Consider the following 23,870-nt stretch of genomic DNA (forward strand, 5'->3'; position numbering starts at 1 on the left):
GTCAATACATCTGGACATCTAAACTTCTTTGCGTATAGATTGAGCAAAACCGAATTAGCCGTTAAAATTGTGTGTTTAGAGCAGTCGTGCGACGGAATTCCCTGTGCGCGGCACTATCGCGTTTATGGCTGTGGCCCGCCAGACCGGCCCCGGTCCACTATCAATATTGAGAGGATGAAAGGTATAACATGGCTGAATGGAGCGGCGAATATATCAGCCCATACGCTGAGCACGGTAAGAAGAGTGAGCAAGTAAAAAAAATTACGGTTTCCATTCCTCTGAAGGTGTTAAAAATCCTCACTGATGAACGTACCCGTCGTCAGGTGAACAATCTGCGTCACGCCACCAACAGTGAACTGCTGTGTGAAGCGTTTTTGCATGCTTTTACCGGCCAGCCGCTGCCGAACGATGAAGATCTGCGTAAAGAGCGCAGCGATGAAATCCCGGAAGAGGCGAAAGTGATTATGCGTGAACTGGGTATCGACCCGGAGACGTGGGAATACTGATCGGCAAACAGAGACAAAAAAGGCGCCTTGCGGCGCCTTTTCTTTCCGTGGTGCTTATTTAGCGCCCGGGATGCTGAAACGCTTGTTGAAGCGGTCAACACGGCCACCGGTAGCAACGTCACGCTGTTTGCCGGTGTAGAACGGGTGGCATTTGCCACAAACGTCCAGGTTCAGATCGTGGCCCACAGTTGAGTGAGTCTTGATCACATTACCGCAAGAACAAGTTGCAGTAATTTCTGCGTAATTCGGGTGAATACCTTTTTTCATGGGAAACCTCAGTGAAGGCCGCGTCGCTCTTCCGGCCCTAACGCCAGACACCACGCGAAGTTGATAAATTCTCCGTCTCATGCCGTCCTGCTGGTGTGCTCACTGCAGGGCGACGCGCCGGGGAAATACGTCGATTTGACTGCACGCTTTGTGCATCAAAGGCGGCGAATCATACAGAAATTAATCACTGTATGCAAACTGATCCGCAAATTGTCCTTCTCACAGTGTACACTATGCCGTCATTTTCTCAGCCGGGAGCCCGGATGTCTGTTGCCCATATAGCCCTGGCGGTGCCGCTGCCCCGCACTTTTGATTATCTGCTTCCCTCCGGAATGCAGGTGGCGGCAGGCTGTCGCGTGCGGGTGCCGTTCGGCAAGCAGCAGCGCGTCGGGATTGTGGTTTCCGTTAGCGAACACAGCGAGCTGCCGCGCGAAGAACTGAAATCGGTGCTGGAGTTGCTCGATGACCAGCCGTTGTTTTCCCCTTCATTATGGCAACTGCTGCTCTGGGCGGCGGAGTATTACCACCATCCGATTGGCGATGTGCTGTTTCATGCGCTACCGGTGCTGCTGCGCCAGGGCAAGCCCGCCAGCGGGACGCCGCTCTGGACCTGGTACGCCACAGAAGATGGCCAGACCATCGACATCAATAGCCTGAAACGCGCCCCGAAACAGCAACAGGCGCTGGCGCTGCTGCGCCAGCAGCCGATTCTGCGCCACCAGCTTAGCGAGATGGAGCTGAGTGACGCGCCGTTTCAGACGTTACGCACCAAAGGATTGTGCGATTTACGGGCGCAACTGCCTGAGCAAACCGACTGGCGGCCTGGCTTTAGCGTGTCCGGCGAGCGGCTGCGGCTCAACACCGAGCAGGCCACCGCCGTGGGGGCAATCCACAGCGCGTCCGATCAGTTTTCCGCCTGGCTGCTGGCAGGCGTGACAGGCTCGGGGAAAACCGAGGTTTATCTCAGCGTGCTGGAAAACGTGCTGGCGCAGGGCAAACAGGCGCTGGTGCTGGTGCCGGAAATCGGCCTGACGCCCCAGACCATTGCGCGTTTCAGGGAGCGGTTTAATGCACCGGTGGAAGTGCTGCACTCGGCCCTGAACGACAGCGAACGACTGGCGGCCTGGCTGAAGGCGAAAAGCGGCGAAGCGGCGATTGTCATCGGCACCCGCTCGGCGCTGTTTACGCCGTTTAAACAGCTGGGCGTGATTGTTATCGATGAAGAACACGACAGCTCCTATAAACAGCAGGAAGGCTGGCGCTACCATGCCCGCGACCTGGCGGTGTATCGCGCCCACCGCGAGCAGATCCCGATTATCCTCGGCTCGGCGACGCCCGCGCTGGAAACGTTACACAACGTTCGGGTGAAGAAGTACCGCGAACTGAAACTTACCCGCCGCGCGGGCAATGCGCGTCCGGCGATGCAGCATCTGGTGGATTTGAAGGGCCAGCCGGTGCAGGCGGGCCTCGCCCCGGCGCTGATCGCCCGGATGCGCCAGCATCTTCAGGCCGATAACCAGGTCATCTTATTTCTTAACCGACGCGGTTTCGCCCCGGCGCTACTCTGCCACGACTGCGGCTGGATTGCCGAATGTCCGCGTTGCGACCACTACTACACGCTGCATCAGGCGCAACACCAGCTGCGCTGCCACCACTGTGACAGCCAGCGCCCGGTGCCGCGCCAGTGCCCACAGTGCGGCTCTACCCACACCGTGCCCGTCGGCCTGGGCACCGAACAGCTGGAGCAGGCGTTAAGCCCGCTGTTCCCGGGCGTGCCGCTGTCGCGTATCGACCGTGACACCACCAGCCGCAAAGGGGCGCTGGAGCAGCATCTGGCGGACGTGCATCGCGGCGGCGCGCGCATCCTGATCGGCACCCAAATGCTGGCCAAAGGCCATCACTTCCCCGATGTGACGCTGGTCGCGCTGCTCGACGTAGATGGCGCGCTGTTCTCAGCGGATTTCCGTTCGCCGGAGCGTTTCGCCCAGCTGTATACCCAGGTCGCCGGACGCGCCGGACGTGCGGGTAAACAGGGCGAAGTGATCCTGCAAACCCATCACCCGGAACATCCGCTGCTGCAAACGCTGCTCAGCCAGGGCTATGACGCTTTCGCCGAAGAGGCACTGCGCACCCGCAGCCAGGTCTGGCTTCCGCCTTACAGCAGCCATGTGATGATCCGCGCGGAAGACCACAACAACCAGCAAGCTCCGCTGTTTTTACAACAGCTGCGTAACCTGTTGCAGGCCAGCCCGCTGGCGGATGACAAGCTGTGGATCCTCGGCCCGGTGCCAGCGTTGCAGCCGAAGCGTAGCGGGCGCTTTCGCTGGCAGATCCTGTTGCAGCACCCGTCCCGCCTGAAGCTGCAACATATTCTCAGCCAGAGCCTGGCGCTGGTAAACACGCTGCCCGAGGCGCGCAAAGTCAAATGGACACTGGATGTCGATCCCATCGAAAGCTAAATCTTCAGCACAATGCGGCAGAGATCGAAAAATAAAATATTGATCACATTTCCTATGCAATATTTGTAACCGCAGGCTGTAAATATCTGATAAGAATGATCGGTCAAGCCAGACCACAGGATGTGGTCTGCGCCCGCGATAGTTTGCGAGGAGAAGAAGTTGAACCCGAAGAAACAGGTTGTAGCCGCAACCATGAAAGATGTTGCCGAGCGGGCAAATGTCTCAACCGCCACGGTATCCCGAGCATTAATGAATCCTGAAAAAGTCTCTCAGGCTACCCGTAACAAGGTAGAGCAAGCCGCCATTGACGTGGGTTATTTGCCTGGCTCTTTGAACCGCAATTTAAAACGTAACGAGTCGCGCACCATTCTGGTGATTGTCCCGGATATCTGCGATCCCTTTTTCAGTGAAATTATTCGCGGTATTGAAATCACCGCTGCCGACCAGGGGTATCTGGTGCTGATTGGCGATTGTGCGCACCAGAATCAGCAGGAAAAAACCTTTATTGACCTGATTATCACCAAGCAGATCGACGGCATGTTGCTGCTCGGCTCGCGCCTGCCTTTCGATGCCAGCAAAGAAGAGCAGCGCAATCTGCCGCCGATGGTGATGGCTAACGAATTTGCGCCGGAGCTGGAACTGCCGACGGTGCATATCGATAACCTGACCGCCGCCTTCAACGCCGTGAACTACCTTCACGAACTGGGGCACGACCAGATCGCCTGTATCGCCGGGCCAGAAGAGATGCCGCTGTGCCATTACCGGCTGCAGGGCTACGTCCAGGCGTTGCGCCGCAGCGGGATGCAAGTCGACCCGCACTATATCGCCCGGGGTGATTTCACCTTTAACGCTGGCGCACAGGCGCTGGATCAGCTGCTGAATCTGCCCAATCCGCCGACGGCGATCTTCTGCCACAGCGACGTGATGGCGCTGGGCGCGCTCTCTCAGGCCAAGCGACGTGGCTATCGGGTGCCGGAGGATTTGTCGATTGTCGGCTTCGATAACATCGCGCTCGCGGAGTTCTGCGACCCGCCGTTAACCACCATTTCGCAGCCGCGCTTTGAAATTGGCCGCGAAGCTATGCTGCTGCTGCTCGATCAGCTTCAGGGCCAGGTCGTGAGCAGCGGTTCACGTCTGCTGGATTGCGAGCTGAAGGTACGCGGCTCCACCCGCGCCCGCAAGGCGGCAAAATAGTTTCGATTAGGACTCACCTTACTGGTCAAAAGCCCGTCCCTTAAGTAACATGACGGGCTGATAAACGAATAAATACAGCGAAACGATAGTGGCACAACGAGATTATGTACGCCGCGGACAGCCGAGCCCCGCGCGGCGGAAGAAACCGACTACCCGCAAAAAGCAACGTAACCTGCCTGCTGTTTCCCCGGCCATGGTCGCTATCGCAGCGGCTGTTCTGGTGACCTTTATCGGTGGCCTGTACTTTATTACCCATCATAAGTCTGAAGAAGCCGAGGTCATCCCGGGTCACAAAGTGACGGGAAATGGCTTACCGCCGAAGCCTGAAGAGCGCTGGCGCTATATTAAAGAGCTGGAAAATCGCCAGCCGGGCGTGCGTACCCCAACTGAGCCCTCCGCCGGTGGGGAGATCATGAATCAGGATCAGCTGACTAACGAACAGCGTCAGTTACTGGCGCAAATGCAGGCGGATATGCGCCAGCAGCCCACGCAGCTCAACGAAGTGCCGTGGAACGAGCAAACGCCTGCCCAGCGCCAGCAAACGCTGCAGCGCCAGAAACAACTCCAACAGCAGGATACCGTTGCGCAGCAACAGCGTACCCCGCCGCGCGTCGAACAGCCGTACCAGCAAACCCAGCCGGTGCGCGCCGCCACGGTCCAGGAGCAGCCGGTACGCAGCGCGCAAACGCAGAAGCCTGCCGCGCAGCAGACCAACCGGACAACCACCAGCCAGCAGCCTTATCAGGATCTGCTGCAAACGCCGCCGCACACCGCGCAGCGTGAGCCCGCGCAGCCGAAGGCCACCGCCCAGGCCGCGCCGGTCACCCGCGAAACCGTGCCGGAAAAACCAGCCGCCGAGAAAAAAGATGAACGCCGCTGGATGGTGCAGTGCGGTTCATTTAAAGGTGCTGAGCAGGCGGAAACCGTGCGTGCACAGCTGGCGTTTGAGGGCTTTGATTCACGCATTACCGCCAATAACGGCTGGAACCGCGTGGTGATCGGCCCGGTGAAAGGCAAAGAAAACGCCGACGGCACCCTTACCCGCCTGAAGCTCGCCGGTCACACTAACTGCATTCGTCTCGCCGCTGGGGGTTGAAACCCCCAAAACACCCCCCATCTATAATTGCATTCTGCCCCGCGCCTGGCGCGGGGCCTGTATTCAGCTATCGAAAAGGGGTCTGTCAGTGACAACAATAGTAAGCGTACGCCGCAACGGACAGGTGGTGATTGGTGGCGATGGACAGGCCACACTGGGCAACACCGTAATGAAAGGCAACGTCAAAAAAGTGCGTCGTCTTTACAACGATAAAGTCATTGCGGGTTTCGCGGGCGGTACGGCGGACGCCTTCACGCTGTTTGAACTCTTCGAACGCAAACTGGAAATGCATCAGGGCCATCTGGTGAAAGCGGCGGTTGAGCTTGCCAAAGACTGGCGTACCGACCGGATGCTGCGCCGTCTTGAAGCGCTGCTGGCGGTGGCGGATGAAACCGCATCCCTGATCATCACCGGTAACGGCGATGTAATCCAGCCGGAAAACGACCTGATCGCGATTGGTTCCGGTGGCCCGTATGCCCAGGCCGCAGCGCGCGCGCTGCTGGAAAACACCGAACTGAACGCTCGTGAAATTGTTGAGAAGTCGCTGGGGATTGCAGGTGATATTTGCATCTACACCAACCACTTCCTGACCATCGAAGAACTCTCCTCTAAAGCGTAAGGATTTCCCATGTCTGAAATGACCCCACGCGAAATTGTCAGCGAACTCGACAAACATATTATCGGCCAGGACGCAGCGAAGCGTTCTGTGGCTATCGCGCTGCGTAACCGCTGGCGCCGTATGCAGCTTGATGAAGAGCTGCGTCACGAAGTGACACCGAAAAACATTCTGATGATCGGCCCGACCGGCGTGGGTAAAACCGAAATCGCCCGTCGTCTGGCAAAACTGGCCCATGCGCCGTTCATCAAAGTCGAAGCCACGAAATTCACCGAAGTGGGTTATGTCGGTAAAGAAGTGGATTCCATCATCCGCGATCTGACCGATGCCGCCATTAAAATGGTGCGCATGCAGTCCATCGAAAAAAACCGCTATCGCGCCGAAGAAATGGCGGAAGAACGTATTCTCGACGTGCTGATCCCACCGGCTAAAAATAACTGGGGCCAGGCGGAGCAGGCGCAGGAGCCTTCCGCGGCGCGTCAGTCCTTCCGCAAGAAGCTGCGCGAAGGCCAGTTGGATGATAAAGAGATTGAAATCAATCTCGCCGCTGCGCCGATGGGCGTAGAAATCATGGCACCTCCGGGCATGGAAGAGATGACTAACCAGCTGCAGTCCATGTTCCAGAACCTGGGTGGACAAAAGCAGAAGCCGCGTAAGCTGAAAATCAAAGACGCGATGAAGCTGCTGGTGGAAGAAGAAGCCGCCAAGCTGGTGAACCCGGAAGAGCTGAAGCAAGACGCGATTGATGCGGTTGAACAGCACGGCATCGTGTTTATCGATGAGATCGATAAAATCTGTAAGCGCGGCGGCAACGTGTCCGGCCCGGACGTGTCCCGTGAAGGCGTGCAGCGCGACCTGCTGCCGCTGGTGGAAGGCTGTACGGTCTCCACCAAGCACGGCATGGTGAAAACCGACCATATCCTGTTTATCGCTTCCGGCGCGTTCCAGGTGGCCAGCCCGTCTGACCTGATCCCGGAACTACAGGGACGTCTGCCGATCCGCGTGGAGCTTCAGGCGCTGACCGCAGAAGACTTTGAGCGCATCCTGACCGAGCCGAACGCGTCTGTCACCGTTCAGTACAAAGCGCTGATGGCGACCGAAGGCGTGAATATCAACTTCACTGACGATGGCATCAAGCGCATCGCCCAGGCGGCGTGGCAGGTTAACGAAAGCACCGAAAACATCGGCGCGCGTCGTCTGCATACCGTACTGGAACGTCTGATGGAAGAGATCTCCTACGACGCCAGCGATCTCAACGGCCAGACCATCATCATTGATGCGGAATACGTTGGTAAGCATCTGGATGAGCTGGTTGCGGATGAAGATTTGAGCCGCTTCATTCTGTAATTGCCTGTTTGTTGGCGGTATACCCAAAAGAGGTAGGTCGCACGCCTCGCTTAACAGAGTTCGGCGACACCTCTGCAACTTAGTGGTTGTTGTGGTTATAATCGCGCTCAGTGCAATTTCATCCTTTACGATGGGGGCAATACGCCCCCATTTTTTATTGGTTCGCTTACTATGACTGACTCACAATCACTGAGCCGTACGCAAGCCTGGCTGGAAAGCCTGCGCCCACGTACTCTTCCCCTCGCGTTCGCCTCCATTGTGGTGGGTAGCGCGCTTGCCTGGTGGCAGGGCGTCTTCGATCCGGTAGTCGCTTTCCTTGCGTTACTCACGGCGGGCCTGCTGCAAATCCTGTCCAACCTCGCCAATGACTATGGCGATGCGGTAAAAGGCAGCGATAAGCCGGACCGCATCGGGCCGCTGCGTGGGATGCAAAAGGGCGTGATCACCCAGGCTCAGATGAAACGTGCGTTAATCATCACCGTGGCGCTGATCTGCCTGTCCGGCCTGGCGCTGGTGTGGGTCGCCTGTCGCACCTTCAGCGACTTTTTAGGATTTTTGCTGCTGGGGTTGCTGTCGATCATCGCCGCCATCACCTATACGGTAGGCACTCGCCCTTACGGCTATCTCGGCCTTGGGGATATTTCGGTACTGATTTTCTTCGGCTGGCTGAGCGTGATGGGCACCTGGTATTTGCAGGCGCATACGCTGATCCCGGCGATTTTCCTGCCCGCCACCGCCTGTGGCCTGCTGGCTACCGCCGTGTTGAACATCAACAACCTGCGCGATATCGACAGCGACCGAATCAACGGTAAAAACACCCTGGCGGTACGGCTTGGCCCGGAGCGCGCCCGCCGCTATCACGCATTTTTGCTGATCGGCACGCTGGTGTGCCTGGCGCTGTTTAACCTGTTTTCACTGCAAAGCCCATGGGGCTGGCTGTTCATTCTGGCGGCACCGATGCTGGTCAGACAGGCGCAATATGTGGTGCGGGAACGCGATCCGCTGGCGATGCGTCCGATGCTGGAACGTACGGTTAAGGGCGCACTGCTCACTAACCTGTTGTTTGCAATAGGCGTTATTTTGAGTCAGGCCCATTTTTAACTGACAAATATCAATTAACAATTGATGATTTTGCCAACAATCGCCTGAAAGCGATATACTGAAAATTCTCGCAGCAACGAAACCTTAAGCCTATGAAATACGATACTTCTGAGCTTTGTGACATTTATCATGAAGAAGTCAATGTGGTGGAGCCGCTGTTCTCCAACTTCGGTGGGCGCTCATCTTTTGGCGGACAGATCATTACCGTGAAATGTTTCGAGGACAACGGGTTGCTGTACGAGCTACTCGAGCAAAATGGCCGCGGACGCATTTTACTGGTGGACGGCGGCGGTTCCGTTCGTCGCGCATTGCTTGACGCCGAACTGGCGCGTCTGGCGGTGCAAAACGAATGGGAAGGCGTGGTCATCTACGGTGCGGTGCGTCAGGTGGACGATCTGGAAGAGCTGGACCTCGGCATTCAAGCCCTGGCCGCCATTCCGGTTGGCGCATCCGGCGAAGGCATTGGTGAAAGCGACGTGCGCGTCAATTTCGGCGGTGTGACCTTCTTCTCCGGCGACCACTTGTATGCCGATAACACCGGTATGATCCTTTCCGAAGATCCGCTCGATATCGAATAATCCTCATTCAGGCCATCCCGTAGCGGATGGCCTGATTGTTTCTGTTACCAGCCAGGCACCGCCCCGCCGTTAAAGATTTTCTCCGCCGCTTGCGCCACTTCCGGCGACTGATACGACTGAATAAACTTCTTCACGTTTTCCGCGTCTTTATTATCTTCACGCGTCACGATGATGTTCACGTACGGCGAGTTTTTATCTTCGATAAACACGCTGTCATGCACCGGCGACAGGTTCAGCTGCTGAATGTAGGTGGTGCTGATGATCGCCACGTCGACTTTCGGGTCGTCCAGCACGCGCGGCAGCTGTGCGCCTTCCAGCTCCATGATTTTCAGATGGCGCGGGTTATCGGTAATATCCAGCGCCGTCGGCAGCAGGCCGGTATCCGGCTTGAGGGTAATCAACTTCTCTTTCTGTAACAGCAGCAGCGCGCGGCCCAGGTTAGTTGGGTCGTTAGGGATCGCAACGGTTGCGCCCTCTTTTAATTCATCAACCGATTTAATCTGGCGGGAATAACCGGCCATCGGGAAGACAAAGGTATTGCCCACCGCCACCAGTTTGTAGTTGTGCGCGTTGTTGTCCTGTTCGAGGAAGGGACGATGCTGAAACACGTTAGCATCCAGTTCGCCCTGATTGGTGGCATCGTTCGGTAGCAGCGACCCGCTGAAGCCCACCAGCTCTACATCCAGATCGTATTTTTCTTTCGCGACCTTTTTGGCCACTTCCGCCACATCCTGTTCCGCGCCGTTAATCACACCGACTTTAATGTGTTTGGCGCTATCGCTTTGTTGGTCGCAACCTGCCAGCAGCAGGCCGGTCAGCAGTACCGCAGCGGCCATCCGGCCACGAGACATCCCCAGTTTCATTTTTGTTATCCTTGTTTACGCATCAATTCCGCCAGAAAACGACTATAGCGAGATTAGCGAAGCGGGATAAAAAACGAAAAGGAATGGGCAAGAAGAAAAAAGCATAAGCGGGATGAAACAACAAAAAAGGCACCGAAACGGTGCCTTTTATGCGGGAGAGGTAATTACACTTCTTCCATGCGGCCCAGCAGCGCCTGCAGACGTTCCTGCCACACGTGCTGTTGCTCTTTCAGCTGGTGGTTTTCACGCTCCAGCTCTTCACGGCTGCCCTGCGCGTGTTGAACTTCCTGCGCCAGGCTGTTGTTCTTTTCTTTCAGCTCTTCGATTTCCATCTGTAACAGGGTGATGGTATCAACAGCCTGCTGTACTTTTGCTTCCAGTTTCTCAAACACTTCAAATGACATCGTCATACCTCTCCAGAATTGCAAGGCGTTGATAGAATGCTATCCCTACCGTCTCCGGTGACGCCTTATTAATACGTGCGCACCACATGAGTCCGATTGTATGGAGCGTTGCCGCCAGTGTCCAGCAGCACACCATGCTGTTTGCGAAATGCAACACTTTTCAGCTTATGCCGAATGCGTTACAACCCTCTCCCCGGCAAATGTTAACAAATGACGCCAGATGACGAGGTGGAATTTCGTGCGCGCCCCCAGCAAAATTCGCGCGAAAACGCGCGTTTTATTGACGCGCTACACACATTTTAATTTCGATATTTCTCGTTTTTGCTCGTTAACGATAAATTAACACCATGTCTACAGGACATAACGGGTGATATCGCACCCGGAATAACAATAATCATCACTTTTACCTTCAGGACCCGATTATGAGTCAAACATCAACCTTAAAAGGCCAGTGCATCGCCGAGTTCCTCGGTACCGGGTTGTTGATTTTCTTTGGTGTGGGCTGCGTCGCCGCGTTGAAAGTGGCGGGTGCCAGCTTCGGCCAGTGGGAAATCAGCGTGATTTGGGGGTTAGGGGTAGCCATGGCTATTTACCTGACCGCGGGCGTATCCGGCGCTCACCTCAACCCTGCCGTCACGCTTGCGCTGTGGCTATTTGCTTGCTTTGATAAACGTAAAGTCGTCCCCTACATTGTGTCTCAATTTGCAGGTGCCTTTTGCGCCGCCGCGTTGGTTTACGGGCTTTATTACAATCTTTTCTACGATTACGAACAGACTCACAATATGGTGCGCGGCAGCGTTGAAAGCCTTGATTTGGCTGGCGTGTTCTCAACCTATCCTAACCCGCACATCAACTTCTTCCAGGCCTTTGCCGTCGAGATGGTGATCACGGCAATTCTGATGGGACTGATCCTGGCGCTCACGGATGACGGTAACGGCATTCCGCGCGGCCCGCTCGGCCCGTTGTTGATCGGCCTGCTGATCGCCGTGATCGGCGCATCCATGGGGCCGCTGACCGGCTTCGCGATGAACCCGGCGCGTGATATCGGACCGAAAGCCTTCGCCTGGCTCGCCGGCTGGGGCAACGTCGCCTTTACCGGCGCGAAAGATATTCCTTACTTCCTGGTGCCGCTGCTTGGCCCGGTGGCAGGTGCAGCATTTGGTGCCTTCGGTTATCGTAAACTGATTGGCCGCCACTTACCTTGCGATGTCTGCGCTGTGGAAGATGACAAAGATTCGGCAACCTCCAGCGCGCAACAAAAAGCTACGCTGTAATAAGACTGAAGGGACAAGAAACATGACTGAGAAAAAATATATCGTTGCGCTCGACCAGGGCACCACCAGCTCCCGCGCCGTGGTCATGGACCACAGTGCGAACATCGTGAGCGTGTCACAGCGTGAATTTCAGCAGATCTACCCGAAAGCCGGCTGGGTTGAGCATGACCCGATGGAAATCTGGGCTACCCAAAGCTCGGTATTAGTCGAAGTGCTGGCGAAAGCCGATATCAGCTCTGATGAAATCGCCGGCATTGGTATCACCAACCAGCGTGAAACCGCCATTGTCTGGGAGCGCGAAACCGGCAAGCCGATTTATAACGCCATCGTCTGGCAGTGCCGCCGTACAGCGGACATTTGCGAGCAGCTCAAGCGCGACGGCATGGAAGAGTACATCCGCAAAAACACCGGCCTGGTGGTGGACCCGTACTTCTCCGGCACCAAAGTGAAGTGGATTCTGGATCACGTTGAAGGCTCCCGCGAGCGCGCCCGCCGTGGCGAACTGCTGTTCGGCACCGTAGATACCTGGCTTATCTGGAAAATGACCCAGGGACGCGTTCACGTCACCGATTACACCAACGCCTCCCGTACCATGCTGTTCAACATCCACAACCTGGACTGGGACGACCGCATGCTGGAAGTGCTGGATATCCCGCGCGCCATGCTGCCGGAAGTGCGTAAATCCTCTGAAGTTTACGGCCAGACCAACATCGGCGGTAAAGGCGGTACCCGTATTCCTATCGCCGGTATCGCGGGCGACCAGCAGGCGGCGCTGTTCGGCCAGCTGTGCGTTAAAGAAGGCATGGCGAAAAACACCTACGGCACCGGCTGCTTTATGCTGATGAATACCGGCGAAAAAGCCGTGGCATCGGAAAACGGCCTGCTGACCACTATCGCCTGCGGTCCGAGCGGCGAAGTAAACTATGCGCTGGAAGGCGCGGTGTTTATGGCGGGGGCGTCCATCCAGTGGCTGCGCGACGAGATGAAACTGATCAACGACGCGTTCGACTCTGAATACTTCGCTAACAAAGTGAAAGACACCAACGGCGTCTACGTGGTTCCGGCGTTCACCGGGCTCGGCGCGCCGTACTGGGACCCGTATGCCCGTGGCGCGATTTTCGGCCTGACGCGCGGCGTCAACTCCTGCCACATCATCCGCGCGACCCTGGAATCTATCGCCTTCCAGACCCGCGATGTACTGGAAGCAATGCAGGCAGACTCCGGCATTCGTCTGCACGCCCTGCGCGTGGACGGCGGCGCGGTCGCCAACAACTTCCTGATGCAGTTCCAGTCCGACATTCTGGGCACCCGCGTTGAGCGCCCGGAAGTGCGTGAAGTCACCGCGCTGGGCGCGGCGTACCTCGCCGGTCTGGCGGTCGGCTTCTGGCAGAATCTGGACGAGTTGCAGGAAAAAGCGGTCATTGAACGCGAATTCCGTCCGGGTATCGAAACCACCGAGCGTAACTTCCGCTACGCGGGCTGGAAAAAAGCCGTTAAACGCGCGCTGGCGTGGGAAGAGCACGACTAACCCCTCCTCAGGGACGCCGCTGGCGTCCCTTTTTCTTTCCCTTCCGCGCGCAAATTTCAGCCTTATCCCCCCTGTGCTACACTCCGCAACAATTTCATTTGTCAATGAGTGAGCTATGAGACGAGAACTTGCCATCGAATTTTCCCGCGTAACCGAAGCCGCCGCCCTGGCGGGTTATAAATGGTTAGGCCGTGGAGATAAAAACACCGCTGACGGCGCGGCGGTCCACGCCATGCGCATTATGCTCAACCAGGTCAATATCGACGGGCAGATTGTGATCGGCGAAGGGGAAATCGACGAAGCGCCAATGCTGTATATCGGCGAACGCGTGGGCACCGGCCAGGGCGACGCGGTGGATATCGCGGTCGACCCGATTGAAGGCACGCGCATGACGGCGATGGGCCAGGCCAACGCGCTGGCGGTGCTGGCGGTGGGCGATAAAGGCACATTTCTTAACGCCCCGGATATGTACATGGAAAAGCTGATTGTCGGGCCGGGCGCAAAAGGCGTTATCGACCTCAACCTGCCGCTCGCCACTAACCTGCAAAACATCGCTCAGGCGCTGAATAAGCCGCTCAGCGAGCTGACCGTCACCATTCTGGCGAAACCGCGTCACGATGACACCATCGCGCAGATGCAGCAGCTTGGCGTGCGCGTTTTCGCTATTCCAGACGGCGACGTGGCGGCCTCGATTTTAACCTGCATGCCCGATAGCGAAGTGGACGTGCTGTACGGCATCGGCGGCGCGCCGGAAGGCGTGGTTTCCGCAGCGGTGATCCGCGCGCTGGATGGCGATATGCATGGCCGTCTGCTGGCGCGTCATCAGGTGAAAGGCGACAGCGAAGAAAATCGCCGCATCGGCGAACAGGAGCTTGAGCGCTGTAAAGCGATGGGCATTGAAGCCAATAGCGTGCTGCGCCTCGACGATATGGCGCGTAGCGATAATGTGATTTTTTCAGCGACCGGTATCACCAAGGGCGACCTGCTGGACGGCATCAGCCGTAAAGGGAATATCGCCACCACGGAAACCCTGCTGATCCGCGGTAAATCGCGCACCATTCGCCGCATTAAATCCATTCATTATCTCGATCGCAAAGACGCCAACGTACAGGCGCATATACTGTAATCGTTTGTCTGAATGAGCTTTCCGGCCCGTCAGGGCTGGAAATCTGCGGCTTATCTCAGCAAGATTAACGGGTATTCATCGGTGGAGTAAATCATGGCGGAATGGGTAAAAGGCAAAGTCACACAGGTACAACACTGGACTGACGCACTGTTTAGTCTCACCATCGACGCACCGGTCGCCCCGTTTACGGCCGGGCAGTTCGCCAAGCTGGGGCTGGAGATCGACGGCGAACGGGTACAGCGCGCCTATTCCTACGTGAATGCGCCCGATAACCCGGCGCTGGAGTTTTATCTGGTCAACGTGCCAGAAGGTAAACTCAGCCCGCGTCTGCACGTCATGCAGCCTGGCGATGAAATCAATATCGTCAGCGACGCGGCGGGGTTTTTCGTGCTGGAAGAAGTGCCAGACTGCGACACGCTGTGGATGCTGGCCACCGGCACCGCCATCGGCCCTTATCTGTCGATTCTCCAGTACGGCAAAGATCTGGAGCGCTTTAACCACATCGTTCTGGTACACGCCGCGCGTTACGCTGCCGATTTAAGCTATCTGCCGCTGATGCAGGAGCTTGAGCGGCGTTATGAAGGGAAACTGCGGATCCAGACCGTGGTCAGCCGGGAGACCGTGCCAGGCTCGCTGACCGGGCGCGTTCCGGCGCTGATCGACAGCGGCGAGCTGGAAAACGCGGTGGGCCTGACGATGCGGCCCGAAAACAGCCATGTAATGCTGTGCGGTAATCCACAGATGGTGCGGGATACCCAGCAATTGCTGAAAGAGACCCGGCAGATGACCAAACACCTGCGTCGCCGCCCGGGCCATATGACGGCAGAGCACTACTGGTAACTCAGCGGTACTTCACGTCCAGGGTGTCTTTACCGTATTTATTCTCGCCGGGGGTGCCGATAAACGCCCCCAGGTCGAGCAGCAGCATCACCAGAATCAGCGTGGGAACAAATCGCCCCACTACCCACTGCCACATGCCGCCCAGCACCGCCCAATTCCCGGCCAGCAGCATCCACGCCAGAATCATAAACAGAGCCCACAGGCCGGATTTCCCGCGATCGTGCAGGCGTTTCACCACCACGGCAGAGGTCGGCCACAGCAGGCACACCAGCACGAACGCGCCGGTTTGCGCGTCCAGAATGCCGTTGGCGACCAGAATAAACAGCAGCGCCATCGCAACTATCCATAAACCAATCCAGATCCAGAAATCGCGACGCCCGATGCGCCCCTTAAATGAGAACAGCCATTGCTGTAGGGTCATAAATTATCCTTATCATCATCATGCCGCGTAGTTTACCCTGAACCTGGTCAATTTTGACAAGCCGCCTCGTTATCGTTTTAATCGCTGTAACCAGTTATCGGGAGCCAGGTTTGATAAAGTCACTGTTCGCCATTGTTTTACTTTGCCTGCCGCTTGCAGCAGGCCTTGCCGCGCCGGAAAACGACGAGGCGAATCAGCCGGGAAAAGCGCCTTATCTGCTGCCTGGTGCGCCCTCTTTCGACCTGACGATTACCCAGTTCCGCGAGAAATTTAATCAGGATAGCGCCCCGCTGGCGCTCAGCGAGTTCCGCGCCATTACTTCAAGCCAGGATAAAGACGCCATTACCCGCGCCGCCACCAAGATCAATGAGAATCTGTACGCCTCCAGCGCCCTGGAGCGCGGGACGCTGAAGATAAAATCCATGCAAATCACCTGGCTGCCAATTCAGGGGCCGGAACAAAAAGCCGCCAAAGCCAAAGCGCTGGAGTACATGGCGGCGGTGATGCGCGTTTTTGCCCCTTTCAGTAAAGCGCAAAGCCAAAAAAAGGTAACAACGCTGCTGACTGCCGCGAAAAACAAACGTTACTATCAGCAGACTGAAGGGGCCATTCGCTATGTGGTAGCAGATAACGGCGAAAAGGGGCTAACTTTCGCCATTGAACCGATTAAGCTGGCGTTATCTGAAAGCCTGGAAGGAAACAATAAATGACAAAAAGCAAAGCCATTCCAGGCGTGAATCTCTATACTGTTTGACAGACCGCGCTGCCGGAATGGCAGCAATCTTCCTTAATTCGCTTGACCGCGTGGAGAATTGAAATGCGACATCCATTAGTGATGGGTAACTGGAAACTGAACGGCAGCCGCCATATGGTAAACGAGCTGATCGCCAACCTGCGTAAAGAGCTTTCTGGCGTGGACGGCTGCGGTGTGGCGATTGCCCCGCCGGCAATCTATCTGGATCAGGCTAAACACGCCGTATCCGGCAGCCACATTGCCCTCGGCGCGCAAAACGTTGACGTTAACCTGTCTGGCGCATTCACCGGCGAAACTTCTGCCGAAATGCTGAAAGACATCGGCGCGAAATACATCATCATCGGTCACTCTGAGCGTCGTACTTATCACGCTGAATCCGACGAATTCATCGCTAAAAAATTCGCTGTGCTGAAAGAGCAGGGTCTGATCCCGGTTCTGTGCATTGGTGAAACCGAAGCGGAGAACGAAGCGGGCAAAACTGAAGAAGTGTGCGCACGTCAGATCGACGCGGTGCTGAAAACCCAGGGCGCGAGCGCGTTCGAAGGCGTGGTTATCGCTTATGAGCCAGTATGGGCTATCGGTACCGGCAAATCTGCGACCCCGGCGCAGGCGCAGGCGGTTCACAAATTCATCCGTGACCATATCGCGAAAGTTGACGCTGACATCGCTAACCAGGTGATCATTCAGTACGGCGGCTCCGTTAACGCGGCGAACGCGGCAGAACTGTTCACCCAGCCGGACATCGACGGCGCGCTGGTTGGCGGCGCATCCCTGAAAGCAGACGCTTTCGCGGTGATCGTCAAAGCCGCTGCTGAAGCGAAAAAAGCGTAAGTAAGCTGCCATAAAAAAACCCTGCCGCGGCAGGGTTTTTTGTTTCAGAGCTGATGCAATAGCCGGAACCAGGCGTAATCCAGCGGCAGTAAAATCAGGAACGTGACCACCGCCAACGCCAGACACAGCTTGATCCCCGCCCTGGCAGGCACTTTACCCAACGCCATCGCCACCACGATGGGCGACGCCTGATACGGCAGCAGCGGCGTCGAATAGCCCAGCACCTGAATCATAATCACCGACAGCAGCGGGAATCCCGTGGCTTGCGAGAAACTCTGCGCCAGGGTGGTAAACAGCGCCGGGACGCCGTTGGCGGTCATAATGAAATTCAGCGCCGAGGTGATGCCGGTCAGCGCCACAAAGCTGGTAAAGGGCCGTTCCGGATCAAGCGGCATCACCTTCAGCAAGGATTCGCCTACCACGCGCCCCAGGCCGGTTTCCGTCACGGTGATCGCCAGCCCGAGGATGCCGGCGACGTAGATACAGGTACGGAAGTTCACTCCGCTGGCAAACTCATCGCCATTGATAAAACCCACGCGCGGCAGCAGCGTAATCACCGCCGCCGCCAGCCCGGTCCAGGCTGGCCCTACGCCGTGCCAGCTTTCGGTGACCCACAGCGTCAGCACCACCAGCAGCATCCAGGCCAGGCGTTTTTCCGCGCCGCTCATCGGCCCCATTGGCGCGAGGGTTTTCGGTGGCGTCGGCTTGCCGGGGAACATCCAGCAAATCAGCACGATCAGTAAAAAGCCCTTCAGCAGGCCGAGCACCGGCGTATGCAGCAGCAGATAGGGCAGGTAGTTTAAATGAATGCCGTATGAGCCTTCCGCCGCGCCGCTCATCACCAGATTCGGCACGTTAGCGGGCAGAATCGTGGCGGAAAGCTGGAAAGTGCCGAAACCGACCGCCAGCGCCAGCCCGTACCAACTGCGGGTGCCGTCTTCGATACCAAAGCGTTTCGCCATCGCCGCCACAACAGGCATCAACAGCGCGATGCGGCCCATGTTCGACGGCATCACAAACGCCAGCGCATAGCTGAGCAGCACTACGCTTGCCACCATCAGCCACCAGGAATCATTAAGCCGCGCCGACAGCGCCCGCGCGACCCGGTCTGCCAGGCCGGTTTTGCGGATCGCCACGCCCAGCACAAAGCCGCTGAATACCAGCCAGAACGCCGACGAGGCGAAGCCGCCAAATAGCGTGTCTGCCGGGGCGATTTTCGCCACCATCGCCACGGTGAAAAACAGCAATGCGGTAATAAACTCCGGCAGCAGCGAGGTGGCCCAGAGCACAATGGTGACGCCAATCACCAGTGAAGGAAGGAATAACGGGTGGGAAAGCCAGAGCGACATACCTGTCTCCTGTCGTATTTTGCAGCAAGTCTACGGTCACGTCGGCGTTAAGTAAATCGCACCGCCCCCACCAGAACCGGCAGGTTAATGATAATGAATCTCACCGAAATAGTCAGACAGGACGTAATAGCGACAGTATTCAAAAGGCCGTTCCTGGCCCGCCAGAAAGGTTTGCCGCGCCACGGAGAGCAGCGGTTTATTTTCCGGGATTTGCAGCTTTTCACACAAATCGGGGGTGGGAAGAATGGCATCGACTTTTTCCGTCGCAGAATCGCTGCTGACATTCAACAAACTGTAGAGCGACTTATTAGCCAGATCGTCCGCAGTGAGGCTGAGTCCCGGAAAGAACGACAGATCCAGATAGATTTTTTCGTGGTTGAACGGGCGCTGGTTCAGGTAACGAATACGGGAAATAAACAGAAAGTGATGGTGCGACGGCAGGCTCAGTCCATCCGCCAGCGCATCCCTGGCGCGACGCGGGCCGATATCAAGAATGCGGTTTTCGATTGCCACGCTGGCATCGCGTAAGTCGCTGGTAATACCGCGAAACGTATGACCGTAGCTAACGCCTTCCGGTACGGCGCTGACGACCGAACCGCTACCGCGCTGGGAAGTGATCACCCCGGCGTTGATCAGTTCGCTCCAGGCCTGTTTCACCACGATTAGCGAGACGTTATAGGTGCGGGCAATCTCTTTCTGGGTCGGAAGCTGGCTGCCTAAAGCCCAGGTTCCATCCTGAATATGCTGGCAGATGATGTAGAACAGCTGCTTGTAGAGCGGTGTAAAACTTGCCTTATCGACCTGCAACCTGTTTACCTCGAATTTCCGCCAGCAGGGGGACGGTTAACCCGTCCCCGGCAAGGTAAACGCGTGGCTACCCCGCAATCTGCCTGGCAAGCTCAGCCAAATCGAAATTATTCATTCGATTGATGGTCGTTAAATAGTCGTCAGGGAAGGCATTCGCGCCATGGAATGCGCCGGAAAGTGCCCCAACCATGGTGGCAACGGTATCGGTGTCATTGCCGATATTAACGGCGGAAATGATAGCATCAACCGCAGAATCGGGACAACACGCGAACAGGCCAAAGGCGGCGGGCACCGCTTCGCTGACGTGCAGACCGGTACCGATGATATCGCTGATTTCCACAATTGCGGTTTCCCAGCTGGCGTGCCGTTTACCAATAGCCACCGCGAGTTCGATACGCCGCGCTACCGACGGACCGGCGACCATCATTGCCCCCTGCTGCTGGGCCAGTGTGTAGCCGCGATCGGCCCCGTAAATGCCCGCCGCAATAATGCTGTCAGCACTGGTAGTTTCGCGCAGCGCTTCGCTGGTCGCCGCCGCCATCGCCGCAGCGCCGGACATCGCCAGCACGTTGTTATGGGTGAAGCGGGTGATCTTCAGCGCTGCATCGATCGCCTGTTCCAGATCGCCTGGATGCAGCACCGCCGCTGGCCAGATTTTCATCGCCGCGCCGTTGGTGGCCTCGGCGTTGCCCTTGTTGACGATCTGCACTGACTGCTTTTCGCCTTCCAGCTCGCCCTGCAACGAGGCGCGATTATCGTTGAACAGCGCCTTCATGGCCGCCCGGGTCGTCGGGCCGGTGAAATTGGCGTAGAACGGATAGGCCAGCCAGCGGGTAAAGGCTTCGCGCATCACCTCGTTGGTGACCTGGCGCTGGTGGCTCAACAGCGCGTCCATAATGTATTTCGCCTGGATAAAGTCATCGGTGCACATTCCCGCGTCGTTGCAGCGGCCAAAGGTATCCGCAGGCGGTTTCTGGAAGGTAGTCACCCAGCCGCCGAAATAGTCTTTAATCTGCTGTTGGGTTCTGACTTCTGTCGCTGCGCCCATGGCATCAGCGGCGGCGGCACCAATTAAACAGCCCAAAATTTTGTTGTGATCGACGTGCATGAATAACTCCTTTACGAATGAACAGGGTCTGCGCCGCACGGATGCGCGGCGAGAAAGTCGGTTAGCTGATGAGGGTACGGCAGCGCGGTCATTGCCCCTTTGGCAGTAACTACCAGCGCGCCGCAGGCGTTGGCGTGGCGGATGGCTCCGGACAGTTCTGCCATTCCCCAGCGTTCATATTGGGAAAGATGGAACAGCAGCCCGCCGACAAACGCGTCGCCCGCGCCGGTGGTGTCGATGACGGGAACCTGCGGTGCCGGGAAATGCTGTTCGCCCTGCGGGCAAACCAGAGATGCGCCCGCCGCGCCAAGGGAAATCACCGTGGTGTCGCAGCCCATGTCCCGCAGCAGGTAGCGCGCGTCCTGCCAGTGAGCCACATTGCCCAGACGGCACAGCTCATCGGCGGAGACTTTGCAAATGCTGGCCAGCGCCACGGACTGCGCCATGAGCGCCGGGATTTCGCTGACGTCACGCCACATGCTCTCCCGCAGATTGACGTCAAACATCACCTGGCCGCCTGCGGCGCGCATACGCTGCGCGCCTTCCAGGCAGGCTTCCCGGGCGGGAGAATCCGTGAGCCCAATGGAGCTGAAGTAGAACCATTCGCCGGGCTGGAAAATCGGTAAATCGGCAACGGAGACAAAGGTATCGGCGCTGGGCTTCACCAGATAGGTGAAGCTGCGCTCGCCATCAGGCGTTAAATTGACGATCAGCACCGCGCTGGTAAGGTGCGCATCAAGCCGCAGTTGCGTGACGTCTGCGCCCTCTTTTTGCAGCACATTTTTAAGAAATCGCCCGGCATCATCGTCGCCCAGGCGACCAATAAATCCGCAGTTTCCACCCTGGCGCGCGATACAGGCCGTCACGTTCGCCGACGCGCCACCAGGGCATTTCAGATAGGTGTTGTCGGTGTCCGGCACTAAATCCACCGAGGCATCGCCAATAATCCAGACTTTTTTAGCGGGTTGCATGTGCCCCTCCTTACACCGCTCGCTGGGTAAGCTCAGCGCGGATTTCCCGGTAATAGTCGTTGTTGATCAGGTACTTTTTCATCAGCAGGCCAATCACCAGATGGAACACCGCCGGGATCAGGGTCATCATCAATGCGATACCCATCAGCGCCCGGTCGCTCTGCACGGCATCCGCCTGATAGCCGAAATAGCTCAGCAAGAAGCCGAGGATGCCGCCCGCGATGCCCATCCCAAATTTCTGGAAGAACAGGATGCCGCCAAATGCCAGGCCAGAGACCCGCAGGCCGTTCTTTTTCTCGCCGTAATCCACCGCTTCGGCAATCGACGACCAGAACACCGGCATTTGCATGTCGCAAAAGAAGTTGATCAGGAAATAAAAGACAAAAGCGAGGATCAGGTTTTCATGCCCCACCACGAAATACATGGCGATACTCAGCGCGAAGGTGATCAGCTGGGTATAACGGAACATTTTGATTTTGTCGTAAAACTTTGTGACCCAGGTGGTGACGATCATCGCCAGTATCGAAGCCACCACGCCTACGGTCAGGAACGGAGAGATCAGGCTGTCACCGCCGCCGAGATAGTATTTTGCATAGTAGGCCGCAACCGAACCGCGGATCACATAGCCGCACATCAGCAGCAGAATAACCACGCCGAGGATAATCCACTGGTCGTTACGCAGCAGGTAGGTGAACTGGGTTTTCAGCGACATGGACGGGATTTCCGGTTCGCTGCGCTCGCGGGTAGTGAAAAAACAGAACACGAACAGCAGTGCGCCCATAATGCCCATCAGCCCCATCGAGAGCTGATAGCCCAGCGCCTTGTTCCCTTGCCCCAACCATACCGCCAACATCGGCACGACGATGGTCACCAGGAAGGCGGCGATTTTGGTCATCACGAAGCGATAGCCATTGGCGCTCAGGCGCTCTACCGGATCGTCGGTGATCACGCCGATCAGCGAGATGTAGGGAATGGTGATGGCGGTATAGACCAGCGTCATCAGAATGTACGTGAAGTAGGCCCACGCCAGTTTGGCGGTGTAAGCCACATCGGGCGTGATAAACATTAAATAGACCGCAAAGCCGAACGGAATGGCGAACCAGATCATCCACGGGCGGTAGCGGCCCCAGCGGGTGGTAAATTTATCGGTCAGAATGCCCATGGCCGGATCGATAATCGCGTCGATCATGCGCACGACAACAAACAGCACGCCGACATCCGCCGCCCGCAGGCCGTAGATGTCGGTATAGAAGTAGGCGAGCAGGAGCTGCATGGCGATGATGACGACATTAATCGCCATATCCCCTGCGCCAAAACCTATTTTTTCCACGATAGAAAGTTTCATGACGGTATCCCTGGTGAGCCCGGCCCGTAGACGCGCGACTGTGGGTTTTATTTAACTACCTGAAAGTGAAACGGTTAGAGTTGCCTGGTGATGGGCAGTGCGCCGTTTATTTGCGGCACACTGTCAGTGTAGGGATCGTTTAAAAGATATAAAGGTATACCTTTATATCTTTTGATCGGTTTCACAATAAATATCACTCAGGCGAATTTCTCCGGCCTGAGTATGGGATCTCACTGGCAAAAAATAGGGCGTGCCACGGTTACTCGCGGCACACGGCAGAAGGTAAAAAACTAGTGTGAATTGAGCAGCGCGCAGTCGTGGTCCTGCAACTGTTCGGCATTGGCAAGATTGAGGTTAAGCAGATTACGTTCGGTCGCCAGTAACACAAAAGAGCCGTCTGGCTGCTGGGCCATTGCCAGCGCGAAGCGCCCCATGTGTGCACGCGCGCCGGGCACTTCCTGCGCCAGCATAATAAAAGGACTGCGCCGTGCCAGTTCAGCCTCGCTGACCCGACGCACCAGATACGGCGTGTTGTCGATACCGCCGGGCAGCGGCAGCCACTGGCTGCTGATCCGCGCGGCCTCGCGATTAAGCTTTTCACGCACGTCCGGGCGCAGGCAGGAAATATGAATATGCAGGTGGTTCTGGGTGCGACCCAGTTTCGAGTTTAAGGTCAGTGAGACCACGTTATTCGGCACCGCCTCGCCGTTCCGCTCGCTCATTACGCGCCGCGCCTGCCAGGCTTGCCAGAAGTAGTTCGGGGTTTTGGGATGCAGCAGCATCGGGCTTTCGATGCCGTTAATGCGCCATGTGGGCATCAGCAAATACTGCAACGGGCCGTTGCGATCTTTGAAAATCACCAACCCGGCATCCAGCTTTACTTCGGCACAGGGGGCGGGATTGTCATGCCGCTGCTGATTGGGCACGCACTGATGAAATACGATATCGCGCAGGGCGTCTGGCTGGCCTTTAAAGTAAAGCCACAGGCCACCGGCTATCGCGGCGATTATCAGCAGGAGACAGACCACAACGGTCAGCGCTTTTTTCATCTTCATGCCTTTTACACTTATGAAGATGAAGTCTGG

24 protein-coding genes are annotated in these 23,870 nt (G+C 56.9%); 14 read left to right on the forward strand and 10 right to left on the reverse strand.

Annotated elements, in window-relative coordinates; translation table 11 throughout:
- The first annotated feature begins 188 nt into the window (after positions 1–188).
- On the forward strand, positions 189–506 hold the full coding sequence (gene metJ / locus FND52_RS20285; RefSeq protein ID WP_015966498.1) for a met regulon transcriptional regulator MetJ: 318 nt from the start codon (positions 189–191) through the stop codon (positions 504–506).
- A gap of 54 nt (positions 507–560) precedes the next feature.
- Here the strand turns inward: metJ and rpmE are convergent, their stop codons facing one another.
- On the reverse strand, positions 561–773 hold the full coding sequence (rpmE, locus tag FND52_RS20290) for a 50S ribosomal protein L31 (RefSeq protein ID WP_125294936.1): 213 nt from the start codon (positions 771–773) through the stop codon (positions 561–563).
- A 263-nt stretch (positions 774–1,036) separates the two neighbouring features.
- Here rpmE and priA point away from each other — a divergent pair, with 263 nt between their 5' ends.
- From priA to rraA, 7 genes are all read left to right on the forward strand, one after another.
- Positions 1,037–3,232 carry a primosomal protein N' gene (gene priA, locus FND52_RS20295; protein WP_125294937.1) on the forward strand — a complete coding sequence of 732 codons (2,196 nt, stop codon included), beginning with the start codon at positions 1,037–1,039 and terminating at the stop codon, positions 3,230–3,232.
- 159 nt (positions 3,233–3,391) lie between these two features.
- Positions 3,392–4,426, forward strand: a complete 1,035-nt coding sequence (gene cytR / locus FND52_RS20300; RefSeq protein ID WP_125294938.1) for a DNA-binding transcriptional regulator CytR — start codon at positions 3,392–3,394, stop codon at positions 4,424–4,426.
- A gap of 88 nt (positions 4,427–4,514) precedes the next feature.
- Positions 4,515–5,522 carry a cell division protein FtsN gene (gene ftsN / locus FND52_RS20305; protein WP_144132964.1) on the forward strand — a complete coding sequence of 336 codons (1,008 nt, stop codon included), beginning with the start codon at positions 4,515–4,517 and terminating at the stop codon, positions 5,520–5,522.
- Positions 5,523–5,610: 88 nt separating this feature from the next.
- The gene (gene hslV, locus FND52_RS20310; protein WP_002436777.1) at positions 5,611–6,141 is read left to right on the forward strand and encodes an ATP-dependent protease subunit HslV; all 531 of its coding nucleotides are present in this window, start codon (positions 5,611–5,613) and stop codon (positions 6,139–6,141) included.
- 9 nt (positions 6,142–6,150) lie between these two features.
- Positions 6,151–7,485: an HslU--HslV peptidase ATPase subunit gene (gene hslU / locus FND52_RS20315; protein ID WP_144132966.1), complete on the forward strand. Its 1,335-nt coding sequence runs from the start codon at positions 6,151–6,153 to the stop codon at positions 7,483–7,485.
- Positions 7,486–7,656: 171 nt separating this feature from the next.
- Entirely contained in the window at positions 7,657–8,586 is a 930-nt protein-coding gene (gene menA, locus FND52_RS20320) for a 1,4-dihydroxy-2-naphthoate polyprenyltransferase (protein WP_125294942.1), read from the forward strand.
- 92 nt (positions 8,587–8,678) lie between these two features.
- Positions 8,679–9,164, forward strand: coding sequence for a ribonuclease E activity regulator RraA (gene rraA, locus FND52_RS20325; RefSeq protein WP_125294943.1), 486 nt, complete (start codon positions 8,679–8,681; stop codon positions 9,162–9,164).
- Positions 9,165–9,208: 44 nt separating this feature from the next.
- Here rraA and nlpA read toward each other — a convergent pair whose 3' ends face one another.
- Together nlpA and zapB are read right to left on the reverse strand one after the other, a co-directional pair.
- Positions 9,209–10,027 (reverse strand): lipoprotein NlpA, encoded by an 819-nt coding sequence (nlpA, locus tag FND52_RS20330; protein WP_144132968.1) that lies wholly within the window; start codon positions 10,025–10,027, stop codon positions 9,209–9,211.
- Between the two features lie 164 nt (positions 10,028–10,191).
- A complete protein-coding gene (gene zapB, locus FND52_RS20335) occupies positions 10,192–10,437 on the reverse strand; it encodes a septal ring assembly protein ZapB (RefSeq protein WP_125294945.1) in 246 nt (81 codons plus the stop codon).
- Between the two features lie 416 nt (positions 10,438–10,853).
- Between zapB and FND52_RS20340 the strand changes: the two genes are divergently transcribed.
- The 4 genes from FND52_RS20340 to fpr all read left to right on the forward strand — a co-directional run bounded on the left by FND52_RS20340 (position 10,854) and on the right by fpr (position 15,199).
- The gene (locus FND52_RS20340) at positions 10,854–11,705 is read left to right on the forward strand and encodes an MIP/aquaporin family protein (protein ID WP_125294946.1); all 852 of its coding nucleotides are present in this window, start codon (positions 10,854–10,856) and stop codon (positions 11,703–11,705) included.
- 22 nt (positions 11,706–11,727) lie between these two features.
- Positions 11,728–13,233, forward strand: a complete 1,506-nt coding sequence (gene glpK / locus FND52_RS20345) for a glycerol kinase GlpK (protein WP_125294947.1) — start codon at positions 11,728–11,730, stop codon at positions 13,231–13,233.
- A gap of 115 nt (positions 13,234–13,348) precedes the next feature.
- Positions 13,349–14,359, forward strand: a complete 1,011-nt coding sequence (gene glpX / locus FND52_RS20350; protein ID WP_125294948.1) for a class II fructose-bisphosphatase — start codon at positions 13,349–13,351, stop codon at positions 14,357–14,359.
- Between the two features lie 93 nt (positions 14,360–14,452).
- Positions 14,453–15,199 carry a ferredoxin--NADP(+) reductase gene (gene fpr / locus FND52_RS20355; RefSeq protein ID WP_125294949.1) on the forward strand — a complete coding sequence of 249 codons (747 nt, stop codon included), beginning with the start codon at positions 14,453–14,455 and terminating at the stop codon, positions 15,197–15,199.
- A gap of 1 nt (position 15,200) precedes the next feature.
- Here the strand turns inward: fpr and FND52_RS20360 are convergent, their stop codons facing one another.
- Positions 15,201–15,620 carry a DUF805 domain-containing protein gene (locus FND52_RS20360; protein ID WP_125294951.1) on the reverse strand — a complete coding sequence of 140 codons (420 nt, stop codon included), beginning with the start codon at positions 15,618–15,620 and terminating at the stop codon, positions 15,201–15,203.
- Between the two features lie 113 nt (positions 15,621–15,733).
- On the opposite strand from FND52_RS20360, the gene FND52_RS20365 reads away from it, so the two are divergent.
- Positions 15,734–16,330: a DUF1454 family protein gene (locus FND52_RS20365; protein ID WP_144133079.1), complete on the forward strand. Its 597-nt coding sequence runs from the start codon at positions 15,734–15,736 to the stop codon at positions 16,328–16,330.
- Positions 16,331–16,437: 107 nt separating this feature from the next.
- Positions 16,438–17,205: a triose-phosphate isomerase gene (tpiA, locus tag FND52_RS20370; RefSeq protein ID WP_002436761.1), complete on the forward strand. Its 768-nt coding sequence runs from the start codon at positions 16,438–16,440 to the stop codon at positions 17,203–17,205.
- Between the two features lie 44 nt (positions 17,206–17,249).
- Here the strand turns inward: tpiA and FND52_RS20375 are convergent, their stop codons facing one another.
- The 6 genes from FND52_RS20375 to FND52_RS20400 all read right to left on the reverse strand — a co-directional run bounded on the left by FND52_RS20375 (position 17,250) and on the right by FND52_RS20400 (position 23,840).
- Complete coding sequence (locus tag FND52_RS20375) at positions 17,250–18,554, reverse strand: SLC13 family permease (protein ID WP_125294952.1); 1,305 nt, start codon at positions 18,552–18,554, stop codon at positions 17,250–17,252.
- An 84-nt stretch (positions 18,555–18,638) separates the two neighbouring features.
- Positions 18,639–19,361 (reverse strand): GntR family transcriptional regulator, encoded by a 723-nt coding sequence (locus tag FND52_RS20380; RefSeq protein ID WP_144132970.1) that lies wholly within the window; start codon positions 19,359–19,361, stop codon positions 18,639–18,641.
- 67 nt (positions 19,362–19,428) lie between these two features.
- Positions 19,429–20,469, reverse strand: coding sequence for an ADP-ribosylglycohydrolase family protein (locus FND52_RS20385; protein ID WP_144132972.1), 1,041 nt, complete (start codon positions 20,467–20,469; stop codon positions 19,429–19,431).
- A gap of 11 nt (positions 20,470–20,480) precedes the next feature.
- Complete coding sequence (locus tag FND52_RS20390; RefSeq protein WP_144132974.1) at positions 20,481–21,440, reverse strand: aminoimidazole riboside kinase; 960 nt, start codon at positions 21,438–21,440, stop codon at positions 20,481–20,483.
- Between the two features lie 10 nt (positions 21,441–21,450).
- The gene (locus FND52_RS20395) at positions 21,451–22,785 is read right to left on the reverse strand and encodes an MFS transporter (protein ID WP_125294960.1); all 1,335 of its coding nucleotides are present in this window, start codon (positions 22,783–22,785) and stop codon (positions 21,451–21,453) included.
- A gap of 290 nt (positions 22,786–23,075) precedes the next feature.
- Positions 23,076–23,840: a CDP-diacylglycerol diphosphatase gene (locus tag FND52_RS20400; RefSeq protein ID WP_396335751.1), complete on the reverse strand. Its 765-nt coding sequence runs from the start codon at positions 23,838–23,840 to the stop codon at positions 23,076–23,078.
- Positions 23,841–23,870: the final 30 nt, after the last annotated feature.

The organism is Atlantibacter subterraneus, from assembly GCF_007570865.1.
GTDB lineage: Bacteria > Pseudomonadota > Gammaproteobacteria > Enterobacterales > Enterobacteriaceae > Atlantibacter > Atlantibacter subterraneus.